Annotated in this window: 11 protein-coding genes; 8 read left to right on the plus strand and 3 right to left on the minus strand. The window is 72.5% G+C overall.

What is annotated here, in order from left to right:
- Positions 1-16: 16 nt before the first annotated feature.
- Positions 17-811 carry a hypothetical protein gene (locus ACIBD9_RS23395; RefSeq protein WP_238657187.1) on the minus strand — a complete coding sequence of 265 codons (795 nt, stop codon included), beginning with the start codon at positions 809-811 and terminating at the stop codon, positions 17-19.
- Between the two features lie 184 nt (positions 812-995).
- On the opposite strand from ACIBD9_RS23395, the gene ACIBD9_RS23400 reads away from it, so the two are divergent.
- Positions 996-1,808 (plus strand): DUF3097 domain-containing protein, encoded by an 813-nt coding sequence (locus ACIBD9_RS23400; protein WP_396720837.1) that lies wholly within the window; start codon positions 996-998, stop codon positions 1,806-1,808.
- Between the two features lie 83 nt (positions 1,809-1,891).
- On the opposite strand, the gene ACIBD9_RS23405 is transcribed toward ACIBD9_RS23400, so the two are convergent.
- Positions 1,892-3,193, minus strand: a complete 1,302-nt coding sequence (locus ACIBD9_RS23405; RefSeq protein ID WP_396720839.1) for a serine hydrolase domain-containing protein — start codon at positions 3,191-3,193, stop codon at positions 1,892-1,894.
- Positions 3,194-3,313: 120 nt separating this feature from the next.
- Between ACIBD9_RS23405 and ACIBD9_RS23410 the strand changes: the two genes are divergently transcribed.
- From ACIBD9_RS23410 to ACIBD9_RS23425, 4 genes are all read left to right on the plus strand, one after another.
- Positions 3,314-3,787: an NfeD family protein gene (locus ACIBD9_RS23410; RefSeq protein ID WP_238657184.1), complete on the plus strand. Its 474-nt coding sequence runs from the start codon at positions 3,314-3,316 to the stop codon at positions 3,785-3,787.
- 5 nt (positions 3,788-3,792) lie between these two features.
- On the plus strand, positions 3,793-4,899 hold the full coding sequence (locus tag ACIBD9_RS23415) for an SPFH domain-containing protein (RefSeq protein WP_387171438.1): 1,107 nt from the start codon (positions 3,793-3,795) through the stop codon (positions 4,897-4,899).
- A gap of 133 nt (positions 4,900-5,032) precedes the next feature.
- Positions 5,033-5,800 carry a hypothetical protein gene (locus ACIBD9_RS23420; protein WP_396720843.1) on the plus strand — a complete coding sequence of 256 codons (768 nt, stop codon included), beginning with the start codon at positions 5,033-5,035 and terminating at the stop codon, positions 5,798-5,800.
- Between the two features lie 300 nt (positions 5,801-6,100).
- Positions 6,101-8,302: a transglycosylase domain-containing protein gene (locus ACIBD9_RS23425; RefSeq protein WP_396720846.1), complete on the plus strand. Its 2,202-nt coding sequence runs from the start codon at positions 6,101-6,103 to the stop codon at positions 8,300-8,302.
- 171 nt (positions 8,303-8,473) lie between these two features.
- Here the strand turns inward: ACIBD9_RS23425 and ACIBD9_RS23430 are convergent, their stop codons facing one another.
- On the minus strand, positions 8,474-10,321 hold the full coding sequence (locus ACIBD9_RS23430; protein ID WP_396720848.1) for a thiamine pyrophosphate-requiring protein: 1,848 nt from the start codon (positions 10,319-10,321) through the stop codon (positions 8,474-8,476).
- 88 nt (positions 10,322-10,409) lie between these two features.
- On the opposite strand from ACIBD9_RS23430, the gene ACIBD9_RS23435 reads away from it, so the two are divergent.
- The 3 genes from ACIBD9_RS23435 to ACIBD9_RS23445 all read left to right on the plus strand — a co-directional run bounded on the left by ACIBD9_RS23435 (position 10,410) and on the right by ACIBD9_RS23445 (position 14,662).
- Positions 10,410-11,261 carry a TrmH family RNA methyltransferase gene (locus tag ACIBD9_RS23435; RefSeq protein ID WP_396720851.1) on the plus strand — a complete coding sequence of 284 codons (852 nt, stop codon included), beginning with the start codon at positions 10,410-10,412 and terminating at the stop codon, positions 11,259-11,261.
- Between the two features lie 47 nt (positions 11,262-11,308).
- Positions 11,309-12,760: an argininosuccinate synthase gene (argG, locus tag ACIBD9_RS23440; RefSeq protein ID WP_396720853.1), complete on the plus strand. Its 1,452-nt coding sequence runs from the start codon at positions 11,309-11,311 to the stop codon at positions 12,758-12,760.
- A gap of 66 nt (positions 12,761-12,826) precedes the next feature.
- Positions 12,827-14,662 (plus strand): PucR family transcriptional regulator, encoded by a 1,836-nt coding sequence (locus ACIBD9_RS23445; protein WP_396720855.1) that lies wholly within the window; start codon positions 12,827-12,829, stop codon positions 14,660-14,662.
- Positions 14,663-14,695: the final 33 nt, after the last annotated feature.

The following is a 14,695-nucleotide window of genomic DNA, read 5'->3' on the forward strand; positions in this document are numbered from 1 at the left end:
CGCGGCGGCGGTCAGGTCAGGGACGCAGCGGGGCGTTGCAGGCGGCCACCAGCGCCTGACGGCAGGCTGCGGTGAGCGGCCGCAGTGCCGCGTCCCGTTGCTGCGCCTCGTAGTTGTTGATCGCGCCGCCGGGGGCGGCGTGCCCGGCCAGCGCCAGCACCCGGTCGAGCACCGCGGCCCGGGCGAAGAGCCGGCGGGACCGTGGGTCGAAGCCCGGTGGCAGGTCGGTGGTGCCGTCCGGGCGGCGCAGCGCGGCCAGCGCGCCGGCCAACTCGGGCCGCCACTGGGCCACGTCGAGACGGGTCAGCACGGCGGTCGTCTCGGCCAGCGCGGCGGCCAACTCGGCCTCCGCCTCGGCGGCACCGGGGAGTGCGAGGGAGGCGGCGGGCGCGTTGGCCGGTAGCGGGTAGACCCGCCAGAGCACCGTCTCGAAACAGTCCCCCGAACCGGAGGTGTGCAGCCGCACCTGGGGGATCAACCCGAGCCCGCCGGCGACCACCGCCTCGCCCGTGACCAGTGCCGCACCGGCGAAGTCGCCGGGGCCGGGCAGCCCACGCGGGTCGCCCGGCGCCGGCAGCACCAGGCGGATGTCGTCCGGGGAGAGCTTGGCCAGGGTGGGCAGCGCGGCACCCAGCGGGACGTCGGTCCAGGTGCCGGGGGCGTCCGCCACGAGGTGCTCCTCGTCGCCGGCGATGGCGTCGGCGACCTCGTCGTACGGCACCAGACCGGCACGCCACGCGCGCACCCAGGCAACGAACCGGCTGGACCGGCGCGGCGCGAGTGTGGCCGCGCCCGTGGCGGGGGTGGACATGCCGAAAGGGTACGTGGTCACGGCCGGCCCTGTCTCGGCTGCCGCTCCGGTCGCCCGGCCTGCCCCCAACTGCCCTGTTCGCCCCGATCCCCGCCCCCTGGCAGGGGCGTGTGGCCGGCGGTCGGCACGCGAGGCGGTGTGTCGGGGGCCGGGGTGGGCGCGGGCTGGGTTTAGCGTGATCGACATGGCGGGGCGATACGGCGAGGACGTGTTGGCGGGCGACTGGCGACGGCGCAAGATCACCCCCGAGGTGGACGCCGAGGCGGATCTCGTGGTCGAGGATGCCGACTCCGGGTTCTGCGGCGCGGTGGTGGGCTTCGAGGCCGGCGCGGTGGTGTTGGAGGACCGGCACGGTAAACGGCGTAACTTCCCGCTGCTGCCGGCGGCGTTCCTGCTCGACGGCCGCCCGGTGACGCTGCGCCGCCCGACCCGCGCGGCGGTGCCGGCGGCCCGTCGGCGGACCGCGTCCGGCTCGGTCGCCGTGGACAACGTCCGGGCCCAGGTGGCGAAGGCCAGCCGAATCTGGGTGGAGGGCATCCACGACGCCGCGCTGGTCGAGCGGATCTGGGGCGACGACCTACGGATCGAGGGTGTGGTGGTCGAGCCGTTGGACGGCATCGACGCGCTCGACGCCGAGGTACGCGACTTCGGCCCCGGCCCGACCCGACGACTCGGCGTGCTCGTCGACCACCTGGTGCCGGGCAGCAAGGAGAGCCGGATCGTCGCCCGGGTGAACTCGCCGCACGTGCTGGTGACCGGGCACCCCTACGTGGACGTGTGGCAGGCGGTCAAGCCGGCGGCGTTGGGCATCGCGGCGTGGCCGGTGGTGCCGCCGGGGCGGCCGTGGAAGGAGGGGGTCTGCGCGGCCCTCGGGGTGGCCGAGCCGGCCGACATGTGGCGGCACATCCTGTCCCGGGTGAACAGCTTCGCCGACGTGGAGACGCCCCTGATCAACGCCATGGAACGCCTCATCGACTTCGTCACCGAGCCGGCCTGACCGCCTGGTCCGCCTGACCGCCTGGTCCGCCTGACCGCCTGGTCCGCCTGACCGCCTGACCGCCTGGTCCGTCCGGCGGCGGGTCAGGGAGCCTCGTCGGGGCTGCGCGTGAAGACGAACGTGGCGATGTCCACCGCCCGCGCCCGTCCGCTGTCGTCGCGCAGCACCGTCAGGATCTCACCGTTCTCCGGGCCGGAGCGTCCCCGCCAGCGGTCCGTCCCCTCGGCGACGAACCGGCTGACCCGCTCACCGCGTACGTGGGCCACCAGGTCACCCGCCTCCCAGCGCAGGTCCAGCGGAGTGCCCATCCACCACCAGCGACCGGTCAACTCGGCCACCTCGGCGGCGGGCGCGGCGGTGGCCGGCCGCCACGGCTGCGGGAACGCCGGCTCGGCGTCCAGCACGGAGGTCAGCAGTTGGCGGCCGAGCCCGGTGATCGGGAAGCCGTACGCGTTGGCGAAGCCGACCACGGCGGTACGGGTGGGTCGGTGCACCGAAAGGGCGGCCACGTACCCGGGCATCGAGCCGCCGTGCCCGACGTACACGCGCTCGCCGTCTCGGTAGAGCTCCAGCCCCAGGCCGTGCCCGCCGGTCCAGGAGTCGAGGTCGCTGATCACCACGGGCGCGCACATCTGGGTCAGCGTGTCGGCGGCCAGCACCGACGGGTCGGGGTCGGCCAGGAACGCGGCCCACCGGGCCAGGTCCTCGATCGTCGACCAGAGTTGCCCGGCGGGGGCCATGGCGCCGGTCTCGGTACGCGGTTCCTCGCGCAACGTGGCGTGCCAGGGGTGGACGACGTAGCCGCGGGCGTACGGCTCGGTGGCCGCGTAGGTGGTGCGGCACAGGCCCAGCGGGGTGAGGATCCGTTCGTCGAGCAGGTCGGCCCAGGGTTTCCCGGTGAGCCGTTCGAGCAGCCCGCCGAGCAGCCCGTACGCCAGGTTGGAGTAGTGGTACGCGCGGTGCGGCGGGTAAGCGATCTTGTCGGCGTCGACCTCGGCGAGCAGAGTGGTGAGGTCGACGCCCGCCGCCCGCTCCCACCAGTCGCCCTCGGGTTCGCGTTGGATGCCGCTGGCGTGACCGAGCAGTTGGCGCAGGGTGAGCGCGCCCACACCGGTGCCCGGCAGGTGCTGCTCCAGCCGGTCGTCGAGGGCCAGTCGGCCGGCGTCGCGCAACTGCATGACCAGGGTGGCGGTCATCGTCTTGCTGATCGAGCCCAACCGGTACTGCAGGTCGACATCCGGGCGGGGGTTTTCGCCGGCGACGGCAACATGTGCCAGCGTGCCGTCGCGGACCACGCCCAGCACCAACGACGGGGTGCGCCCGTCGGCCTGTGCCTGGGCGACGCGGATGTCGATCTGTCGGGCGGTCTCGGGTAGCAGGGTCAACCGGATCTCCTCGGGTCGGGCCGCCGTTTAGTGGTGGTTTGGCGAGCCGGAAAGGGCCTCGCCGAGCCTACTGATCTTCGCGGGGAGGTCGCGCGTGCATTTGCGTGTCACGATCGGGGTGTGGACGCCGTGGTGTGGATCGTTTTGGGTGTGCTGCTGGCCGTCGCCGAGATTTTCACGACGACGCTATTTCTGATCATGTTCGGGGCCGGTGCGTTCGCCGCCGCCGGTGCGGCCGCCCTGGGCGCGCCGGTGGCCGTGCAGGCGCTGGTCTTCGCGGTGGTGTCGGCGTTGAGCCTGGTGGTGGTCCGACCGGTGATCCGGCGACACAGCCGCTCCGCGCTGGAGAGCGGCGAGCAGCCGTTCGGCGTGGAGGCGATCGAGGGCTCCACGGCGCTGGTGCTGGAACGGGTGGACGCCGAGCACGGTCTCGTCAAGATCGACGGTGAGTTGTGGAGCGCCCGGTCGTACGACACGACACAGGTCTACGACCCTGGTCAACGGGTTCGGGTGATAAAGGTCCGGGGCGCGACCGCCCTGGTGTGGCAGGACGATGTTTCTTCCGCCGGCGAGTTGCCGGAATCGAGAGGGTGAACGGGATGACCTTAATCGGGGTGGTGGTGATCGCGGTGGCGTTGATCGCCGTGATAACGCTGGCCAAGGCGGTGCGGATCGTGCCGCAGCAACGCCAGGACGTGGTGGAACGGCTCGGCAAGTACAAGCGCACCCTCAGCCCCGGCCTCAACCTGCTGGTGCCGTTCATCGACGCGGTCCGTACCAAGGTCGACATGCGGGAGCAGGTGGTCAGCTTCCCGCCGCAGCCGGTGATCACCTCGGACAACCTGGTGGTCTCGATCGACACGGTTCTCTACTTCAAGGTGGTCGACTCGGTCCGGGCGACCTACGAGATCTCCAGCTTCCTCCAGGCCATCGAGCAGTTGACCGTGACCACGTTGCGTAACGTGATCGGTTCGCTCGATCTGGAGCGGGCGCTGACCAGCCGGGACGAGATCAACCGGCACCTCTCGGGTGTGCTGGACGAGACCACCGGCCGCTGGGGCATCAAGGTGACCCGGGTCGAGATCAAGGCGATCGAGCCGCCGGCCAGCATCCGCGACTCGATGGAGAAGCAGATGCGCGCCGAGCGGGACCGCCGCGCGGCGATCCTGACCGCCGAGGGGCACAAGCAGTCGGTGATCCTCACCGCCGAGGGTGACAAGCAGTCGGCGGTGCTGCGGGCCGACGGTGACCGGCAGGCCCGCATCCTGCAGGCCGAGGGTCAGGCGAAGGCGATCCGGACGGTCTTCGACGCGATCCACCAGGCCAACCCGAGCCAGAAGGTGCTTGCCTACCAGTACCTGCAGGCTCTGCCGCAGATCGCCCAGGGCAGCGCCAACAAGGTCTGGATCATCCCGGCCGAGCTGACCAAGGCCCTGGAGGGGATGGGCGGCGCGCTCGGTGGGCTGAGCCAGATGGTGGGGGACCTTCCCTCGCCGGAGGCGGCCGACCACGCGAGCCAGGTGGAGCGCGAGGCCGCGGAGGCGGCGCAGGCCGCGGCGGATGCCGCCCAGCAGATCCACGACGAGGTACGCGTCGCCGAGGCGCAGGCCACCGGCGGCAAGGGGCCGCAGGGGCTGCCCGCACCGGAGCCGGTGTCCCCGACCAGCCTCGTCGAGGACCCGGCCGACCAGCGCGAGCGCGGCTGATCACAGGGTTAATGCGAGAAAGGCTCATGGGGCGCTCCGACGCCTGCCACGATCGGTCCTAGGACGGGTGGTGACCAGGCAATCGGGGCGCCCCGGCGCGTCCCGCACCGCTCGTCGGCGAGCGAGGTGACGCATGAAGGATCCGGCGAATCGGATGTGGTCCTCGGCCCCCGTGCCCGGCGCGCACGACCCCATCGCCCCACTGGGCTCCCGGCGCAGCGGTGGCGGGTTCGGCGTACTGCCCTTCGTTGGCGAGCCGACCCCGGGCGCCCCCGCCACGAACGCCAGTTGGGCCTGGTCGGTGCGCCGGTTCGCGCGGGCGGCCGTCTGGCTGCTGCCCGCGTACGCCATCCTCTACGGCGCGGTGGCGATGGCCAGCGACGGAGGGGTGGGCAACGACCCCTATCCGGCCGACGGCCGGGCGGTGTACCTGATCGGTTGGGTGGCCGCGGTCTGGCTCGGCCTGCTCGCGCTGCTGGCCCTCACCGGGCTGCTGGCCGCGACCCGCAGCCGCCGGGTGGCCGCCGCCGGGCTGCTGGTCAGCATCGCCGGCACCGTGCTCATGCTGCCGTTCGCCGGCCTCGAAGAGCAGACGCCGGTCTTCGGCACCACGGCGCGGTCGCTGGTCCTGCTCGGCGCGACGTTCTACAGCGCGGGCTGGTTCCTCACCGGGTGGGCGGTGGCCCGCTCAGGCACCTTCAGCCTCGGCGATGGCGTCATGTTGATCATCGCCGCGCCGCTGCTCGGCCTCGGCGGTGCCCTGATCGGGTCGTTGCAGACGTTCGGCGCGATCTTCGTACTGATCGCCGGCATCGGCATCGGCTACCGCTCCGGCCGCCTGATGCCCCGCGAAACCGCCAGAGACGCCGCCGCCGCCAGCCTAAGCACCCCCAACCCCTAACCACCCACCCACCACCCGCCCACCCACCCACCACCCGGCCCTCACCCGGCCCCTCGGGCCGCCTCTCGCCTTAAGCCCTCGCCTACTGGCCGCTGAGAAGAGGTTTGAGTCAGCCGAAGGTCCTTTCCTGACGCAAACCTCTTGATCACCGGAGGCAGAGGGTGCGGCGGGCGCGGGCGCGGGCGCGGGGGAGCGGGGGCGGGTGGCAGTTGGCAGTTGGCTGGGGGGTGGGGGTGAAGTTGCTGACAATCTCCAGGTGGGGGTGGTCGGTTGGCGGCTTTCGTGGCAATCCTGGGGAGCATGGCCGCCCCCCGCTCGCCGCTGTCGCGGCTGTTCACCGTGCTGCTTGCCGGCGTGTTGGCCGGGCTTGTCCTGGCAGTCGCGGCGCTGCCGGGCAACCTGCTGCTCGGGCTCACCGCCCGCTCCGCGCTCGGGTCGTACGCCGCGTTGCCGGCCTCGCTGAAGACCCCGGCCACGCCGCAGCGTTCGTACCTCTACGCCAACGACGGCAAGACGCTGATCACCACGTTCTACGACGTGAACCGCACCGACGTCCCGTTGTCGGAGATCGCCCCGGTGATGCGGCAGGCGATCGTGGCGGCCGAGGACCGGCGCTTCTACGACCATGGTGGCGCGGACCTGCGCGGCCTGGCCCGGGCCCTGGTGGCCAACGTCAAGGGCGGCGGCACCGAGCAGGGCGGCTCGACGCTGACCATGCAGTACGTCCGTAACGTGCTCAAGACCGACCCCACCCGCACCGCCGAGGAGCGGGCCGCCGCGACCGACCCGACCGTGGGTCGCAAGATCCAGGAGATCCGGTACGCGAGCGCGTTGGACAAGAGCCTCGGCAAGGACGAGATCCTCGACCGGTACCTGAACATCGCCTACTTCGGCTCCGGGGCGTACGGGGTCGCTGCGGCCAGCCAGCGGTACTTCGGCAAACCGCCGGCGCAGTTGACCCTCGGCGAGTCGGCCATGCTGGCCGGTCTGGTGCAGTCCCCGGACGCGTACAGCCCGATCGACGGCGACAAGAACGAGGCGCTGGCCCGCCGGTCGTACGTGCTGGACTCGATGGTCGCCACCAACGCCATCACCGCCGCGCAGGCCGCCCAGGCCAAGGCGGAGCCGCTGGCCCTGCACCCCACCGCCCAGCCCAACGGCTGCACCGCCGTCTCCCAGGGCCACGACGACTGGGGTTACTTCTGCGACTACCTGCGCCAGTGGTGGCTGACCCAGCCGGCCTTCGGGGCCACGGTCGCGGAGCGCGAGCAGGCGCTGCGTTCGGGCGGCTACACCGTGGTCACCTCGCTGGACCCGAAGACCCAGGCCACCGCACAGCAGCAGGCCACCAAGGTCTACGGGTACGACAACAAGCGCGCCCTGCCGATCGCGGCGGTCCAGCCGGGCACCGGGCGGGTGTTGGCGATGGCGGTCAACCGGCACTACAGCCTCGCCGACAACCCGGCCGGGCAGGCGAACTACCCGAACACCGTGAACCCGTTGATCTCCGGCGGGGCCAGCGTCGACGGGTACCAGGCGGGTTCGACGTTCAAGCTGTTCACCATGCTCGCCGCGCTGGAGTCGGGCCGTACCCTCTCCACCGGTTTCGACGCGCCCGCCAAGCTGCCCACCCGGTACGCCGCCGAAGGGCCGGGCAGCTGCGACGGCCACTGGTGCCCGGCGAACGCCAACCCGGACTGGATGGACGGGTACCGGATGATGTGGGACGGCTTCGGCCGCTCGGTGAACACCTACTTCGTCTGGCTGGCCGAGCAGGTCGGCCAGGACAAGGTGGTCGAGATGGCGCAGCGGCTCGGCATCACGTTCCGCGCCGACTCGGACGCCGCCTTCGCCAAGAACGACGCCGCGAACTGGGGTTCGTTCACCCTCGGTGTGGCGGCCACCACCCCGCTCGACCTGGCCAACGCGTACGCCACGGTGGCCGCCGAGGGCACCTACTGCACGCCGGTGCCGGTGGTCTCGGTGACCGGCGCGGACGGCACGAAGGTGCCGGTCGGGCAGCCCTCCTGCAAGCGGGTGCTCGACGCCGACGTGGCCCGGGCCGCGACCGACGCGGCGCGCTGCCCGGTGGGCCAGCAGTCGGCGTTCGGGCAGTGCAACGGCGGCACCGCCACCGGCGTGAACGACATCCTCGACGGCCGACCGGTGGCTGGTAAGACGGGTAGCTCGGAGCAGAACTCCACCGAGACGTTCGTCGGCTTCACCCCGCAGGTCGCGGTGGCCGGTATCGCCGCCAACCCGGACGACCCCGCCGACTCGGTGGGCTCGGCGGTGCAGACCAAGGTGATCGACGCGGTCGCCCGGGTCATCGCCACCGCCGTGAAGGGCCTGCCGGAGAAGGCGTTCGTCGCACCGAGCCACGAGCTGGCCGGCGACCCGCACCGCCCGGTGGAGCGCGCACCGTCCCCCCCGCAAAGCCCCCAAACCCAGGACAACGACCGCCTGTCCCCCCTGCAACGCTGGCTAAACCGCCGAGGCTAACCCCACCCCACCCCACCCGCCCCAGCCCCCACCCCCGCTCCGTCGATCATGGACTTGTGGTGCCCGTTACGCGGCTGCTCGCGGCTTTCATCCACCACCACAACTCCATGATCGGCGGCGACGGCGGGGGCGGGGGCGAGGGCTGGGGCGGGGTGGGTGGTGTGGGTGGGGTTAGCGGTCTCGGCGGCGGGGGCGGTAGCTGGCCAGGGTGGCGGGGAGGCCGCGACGGATGATTCCGGCCCAGTCGGTGTCGCCGCGCAGCACCGCCGCGGCGGTCTTGCGGGCCTGCTCGGCGGTGAAGTGCGGTGGCAGCATCAACTCGGCCGGGTCGACCAGGGCGTTGATCACCACCGGCCGGTCGGCGGTGAGCGCCCGGTCCCAGACGTCCCGCACCTGCTCCGGTGAGTCGATCAACTCGCCGTGCAGCCCGAGCACCTCCGCCCACTGGTGGTAGGCGATGTCCGGCAACTGCTGGCTGTCCGGAAACATCGGCGTCCCCTCGGTGGACCGCTGTTCCCAGCTGACGAACGCCAGGTCCCGGTTGTTGAGCACCAGCACCACGAAGCGCGGGTCGGCCCAGCTGCGCCAGTACTTCGCCACGGTGATCAGCTCGTTGACGCCGTTCATCTGCATGGCGCCGTCGCCGATGAGCGCGACCAGCGGCCGGTCCGGGTGGGCGAACTTGGCGCTCAGCGCGTACGGCATGGCGCCGCCCATGGACAGCAGCGTGCCGGAGAGGCTCGCCAGCATCCCGGGGCGGACCTGGATGTGTCGGGCGTACCAGGCGGTGGCGGTGCCGCAGTCGACGGCGAGCAGCACGTCGTCGGGCAGACGTTCGTTCAGGGTGTGGAAGAGCAACTGCGGGTTGACCGGGTCGGCGGTCTGCTCGGCCAGGTCACGTTGCGTCCGGCGCCACGCCGAGGTGGCCTCGGTGATCTCCGCCCGCCAGGCGGTCGGGCCGGGGCCGGGGCCCAGCTCGTTCAGCAACGCCCGCAGTGTGGGACGGGCGTCGCCGGTCAGGTTCACCTCGGTCGGGTACCGCAGCCCGAGCTGGGTGCCGTCCAGGTCGATCTGCACCGCGCGGGCCTGCCCGGGCGGCGGGTAGAACTCCGAGTACGGCATGTTGCTGCCCACGATCAGCAGCCGGTCGCAGCCGCTCATCAGCTGCCAGCTCGGTCGGGTGCCGAGCAGCCCGATCGCGCCGGTCACCCACGGCTCGCGGTGGTCGACGGCGGTGAAGCCGAGCAACGCGGTGGCCACGCCGGCGCCGAGCCGATCAGCGATCTCGCGGACCTCGTCGCGCGCGCCGAGTGCACCCTGGCCGACAAGCATGGCCACCCGCTGCCCGCCGCGCAGCACCTCGGCCGCCCGGCGTACGTCCGCCTCCGGCGGCACGGTCGGGGTGCTGCTCGGCGCGTTGCTGGTCTGGTAGAAGCCGTGCGCGTGCGGCGGGTTCGGGACGGCCGGCTCGTCCTGGAGGTCCAGGGGCAGGATCAGGGCGGTGACGGTACGCCGGGCCAGCGCCGTCCGGCACGCCCGGTCGACCAGGTGGCGTACCTGCGCCGGGTGGTCGAGCTGGGCCAGGAACGCCGCGGCCACGTCCTTGTAGAGGGCGAGCAGGTCGACCTCCTGGTAGTAACCGCCGCCCTCGGCTGTGGTCGCGGTGTGCCCGACCAGGGCGATCACGGGTTGGTGGTCGAGCTTCGCGTCGTACAGGCCGTTGAGCAGGTGGATGGCGCCCGGCCCGCTGGTGACCAGCGCGCAGCCCAGCGGGCCGCCGCCGTACTTCACGTGCGCGGAGGCGGCGAAGCCGGCGGTCTCCTCGTGGCGGACCTGGACGAACTGGGCCCGCCCGTTGGTGCGTTGCAGCGCGGAGGTGAGGCCGTTGATGCCGTCGCCGGGATAGCCGAAGTAGCGGTGTACGCCCCAGCTGAACAACCGCGACACGATGTGGTCCGCGACGGTCGGACGCCGGGGCAGGGTGCCCGCTTCGCCCGGCGCGGTGTCGTCTGCGCTCACCTGGCTGGTCCTTCCCGTCGCGTCCGATGCTCGCCGGTCATTCCCCTTCTTCTTCGGACAAAACACCCCGCCGAGCGGGCGTCGAAGTGTGAGACTCCGCGTCCGGCAGAATCGTCGGGTGCCTGTCCACGAGATCACCGACCCTGACGACGACCGGATCGCCGACTACCGGGCGCTCACCGACGTCGAGCTGCGCACCCGCTGGGAGCCGCCGCACGGCCTGTTCATCGCCGAGGGGGAGCTGGTGCTGCGCCGGGCGCTGCGCGCGGGCTACCCGGCCCGGTCCTATCTGGTCGACGCCAAGCGGGTCGACCAACTCGCCGACCTGGACACCGGCGACGCGCCGGTCTACGCCGCGACGCAGGACGTGCTGCAACGGGCCACCGGCTTCCACGTACACCGGGGGGTGCTGGCGTCGTTCCACCGCCGGCCGCTGCCGACGGCGGCCGAGGTGCTCGCCGCCGCGCGCCGGGTCGTGCTCCTGGAGGACGTGAACAACCACACCAACCTCGGTGCGGTCTTCCGGGGTGCCGCCGCGCTCGGCATCGACGCGGTGCTGCTGTCGCCGTCCTGCGCCGACCCGCTGTACCGGCGCAGTGTCCGGGTCAGCATGGGTGAGGTCTTCGCCATGCCGTACGCGAAGCTCGACCACTGGCCCGGGGGCCTTGACCAGGTACGGGAGGCCGGCTTCACGGTGCTCGCCATGACGCCCGCGCCGGACGCCGTACCGATCCAGCGGTTGACCCCCGCGCAGCGTGAGCGGGCGGCGCTGCTACTCGGAGCCGAGGGGCCCGGTCTCACCGCGGCGGCCCAGGCCGCCAGCGACGTGCGGGTGGTCCTTCCGATGCGGCGCGGCGTCGACTCGTTGAACGTCGCCGCCGCCGCGGCGGTGGCGTTCTGGGAGTTGGGCCGCGACGATCCGCCGTTCGGCGGTCAGTAGGTCACTTCGGCTTGCATGGCCATGCGTTCTATTGCATAATTTTCCCCGTGTCCAAGGTTCTCACCTCCCTGCCCACCGGCGAACGTGTCGGCATCGCCTTCTCCGGCGGCCTCGACACCTCGGTCGCGGTCGCGTGGATGCGCGACAAGGGCGCGATTCCCTGCGCCTACACCGCCGACATCGGCCAGTACGACGAGCCCGACATCGCCTCGGTGCCCGGCCGCGCGCTCAGCTACGGCGCCGAGGTCGCCCGCCTGGTCGACTGCCGCGCCGCCCTGGTCGAGGAGGGCCTAGCCGCGTTGACCTGCGGCGCCTTCCACATCCGCACCGGCGGGCGGGCGTACTTCAACACCACCCCGCTGGGCCGCGCCGTGACCGGCACCCTGCTGGTGCGGGCGATGGTCGCCGACGACGTGCAGATCTGGGGCGACGGCTCGACCTTCAAGGGCAACGACATCGAGCGGTTCTACCGGTACGGCCTGCTGGCCAACCCGATGCTGCGCATCTACAAGCCGTGGCTCGACACCGCCTTCGTCACCGAACTGGGTGGGCGTAAGGAGATGTCCGAGTGGCTGCTCGAACGCGGCCTGCCCTACCGGGACAGCACCGAGAAGGCGTACTCGACCGACGCCAACATCTGGGGCGCCACGCACGAGGCGAAGACCCTGGAGCACCTCGACACCGGCATCGAGACGGTCAACCCGATCATGGGCGTCAGGTTCTGGGACCCGTCGGTGGAGATCCCGACCGAGGACGTCACCATCGGCTTCGACCAGGGCCGCCCGGTCACCATCAACGGCAAGGAGTTCGGCAGCGCCGTCGACCTGGTGCTGGAGGCCAACGCCATCGGCGGCCGGCACGGCCTGGGCATGTCGGACCAGATCGAGAACCGGATCATCGAGGCCAAGAGCCGCGGCATCTACGAGGCGCCCGGGATGGCGCTGCTGCACTACGCGTACGAGCGGCTGGTCAACGCCATCCACAACGAGGACACCCTGGCGAACTACCACAACGAGGGTCGCCGCCTCGGTCGGCTGATGTACGAGGGTCGCTGGCTGGACCCGCAGGCGCTGATGCTGCGCGAGTCGTTGCAGCGGTGGGTCGGCACGGCGGTCACCGGCGAGGTGACGTTGCGGCTGCGCCGGGGCGAGGACTACTCGATCCTGGACACCACCGGCCCGTCGTTCAGCTACCACCCGGACAAACTGTCGATGGAGCGTACCGAGGACTCGGCGTTCGGCCCGTCGGACCGGATCGGCCAGCTCACCATGCGCAACCTGGACATCGCCGACTCGCGGTCGAAGCTGGAGCAGTACGCCTCCCTCGGCCTGGTCGGCGGCGGGAACCCGCAGCGGATGATCGGCGCCGCGCAGGCCGCCTCCACCGGGTTGATCGGCGCGATGCCCCAGGGTGGCGCGGAGGCCATCGCCTCCCGGGGCGTCGCCTCGCCCGAGGACGAGGCACTCGACCGCGCCGCGATGGAGTTCGGCGTCGACTGAGCCCGGCCGCCGCCGGCCACCGGTGGCAAGTCGAGTTCCGGCGTCACGGACGGTAGCGTGGCGGCCGTGTTCCCTACCGTCCGTGAGGTCCTCGCCCTGGACCCGGTCCGCCACGGCGCGCCACGCGTGGTCGCCGGCGACGAGGGGCTGGACCGACCCGTCCGCTGGGTGCACGTCGCCGAGGTGCCGGACATCGCCACCCTGCTCGGTGGCGGCGAACTGGTCCTCACCACCGGCATCGGCCTGCCCGGGGACGACGCCGGGTTGCGCGCGTTCATCGGCGACCTCGCCGACGTCGGAGTCTCCGGACTCGTCGTCGAGCTGGGCCGCCGGTACGTCAGCGGGGTGCCCCGGGTGATGGCCGCCGCCGCCGAGCGGCGCGGGCTGCCCCTGGTGGAGCTGCGCCGGGCCACCCCGTTCGTCCGGATCACCGAGGCGGTGCACGCGCTCATCGTCGACGCGCAGCTCACCGAGCTGCGCGCCACCGAGGAGATCCACCAGCGGTTCAACGACCTCTCCGTCGAGGGCGCCGACGCCGCCGAGGTGATCCGACAGGCCGCCGAGCTGTCCGGCTGCCCGGTGGTGCTGGAGAACCTGTCCCGGCAGGTGCTCGGGTACGACCCGGCGGGGGAGAGCGCCGAGCTGCTGCTGGACGGCTGGGAGCAGCACTCCCGGCGGATCCGTCCGGCCGGACGGACCGCGTACGACCCGGACAGCGGGTGGCTCGTGACCACCGTCGGCGCCCGGGGGCAGGACTGGGGACGGCTGCTGCTGCGCTGGCCGGCCAGCGGGGACGTGCCCAGCGCCCGGGCCGTCGAACCGACCGCCGGCCCGCCCACCCGGCTCACCATCCTGATCGAGCGGGCCGCGTCCACCCTCGCGCTGGGCCGGCTGATCCGCCGCGACGCGGAGGGTCTGGAACGGCAGATCCACCGCACCCTGCTTACCGCGCTGCTCGACCACTCCCGCCCGGTGGACGAGGTGGGGTTGCGGGCCAAGGCGCTCGGCGTGGTGCTCGACCGGCGGCACCTGGTCGGCGTGATGGTCCGGCACCGCGCCGACGACCCCGCCGGGGAGGTCGGCCCGGAGGCCGGTCAGGCCCGGCTACGGGATCTCTCCGAGGCGGTCGGCCAGGCCCTGCGGGAGGCGAAGCTGACCGCGCTGACCAGCGCCGTCGACGACCACTCGGTGGGCGCGCTGCTGGCCCTGTCGGACCCGGCCGCCGAGGACCGGGCGCTGTCCGCGTTCGCCAGCGCACTTCGTCGGGTACGCCTCGACGCCGGCACCGGTCGGCCGGGGCCCGGCGCCGAACCGGCTCGGGCGGCTACCAGCACCGACGTGTCCCGTCCCGGAGCCGACGCTTCCCGTGCGGCGTTGGGTGCCGACCCGTCCCGCGCGGGGTTCGGGGAGGCCGTGCGGGCGGGTGTCGATGGTTCCCGGGGCGCTGGCCCGGGTGCCGTGATCGTTGCCGCCGGGTCCGGGGTGAGCACCCTCCGGGAGGCCCGCCGGTCCCTGGTCGAGGCGCGTCAGATCGCCGAGGCGGCCCGGCGGGACCGGCGTGACCTGCCGATCTTCCGGCTGCCGCACGTCGGTCTGGCCGGGCTGCTGCACCTGCTGCGCGACGAGCCCCGCCTGCAGACGTTCGTGGAACGCGAACTCGGCGCGCTGCTGGAGTACGACGCCCGGCACCCCCGCGAACAGCTGCTCGACACCCTGCGCGCCTACCTGGAGCAGGGGCGCAACAAGTCCGCCGGTGCCGCTGCCGCCCACCTGTCCCGGCCGGCCTTCTACGAACGCCTGGCCCGCATCGCCCGCATCCTCGACGTGGACCTGGACTCGGTGGAAGCCAGCCTGTCCCTACACGTAGCCCTACTAGCCCTGGAAGCAGTCCGCACCCCCTAACCCCACCCCGCGCTCCGGCCCCCGCCCTCTCCC

The organism is Micromonospora sp. NPDC050784 (genome assembly GCF_044456765.1).
Lineage (GTDB): Bacteria > Actinomycetota > Actinomycetes > Mycobacteriales > Micromonosporaceae > Micromonospora > Micromonospora foliorum.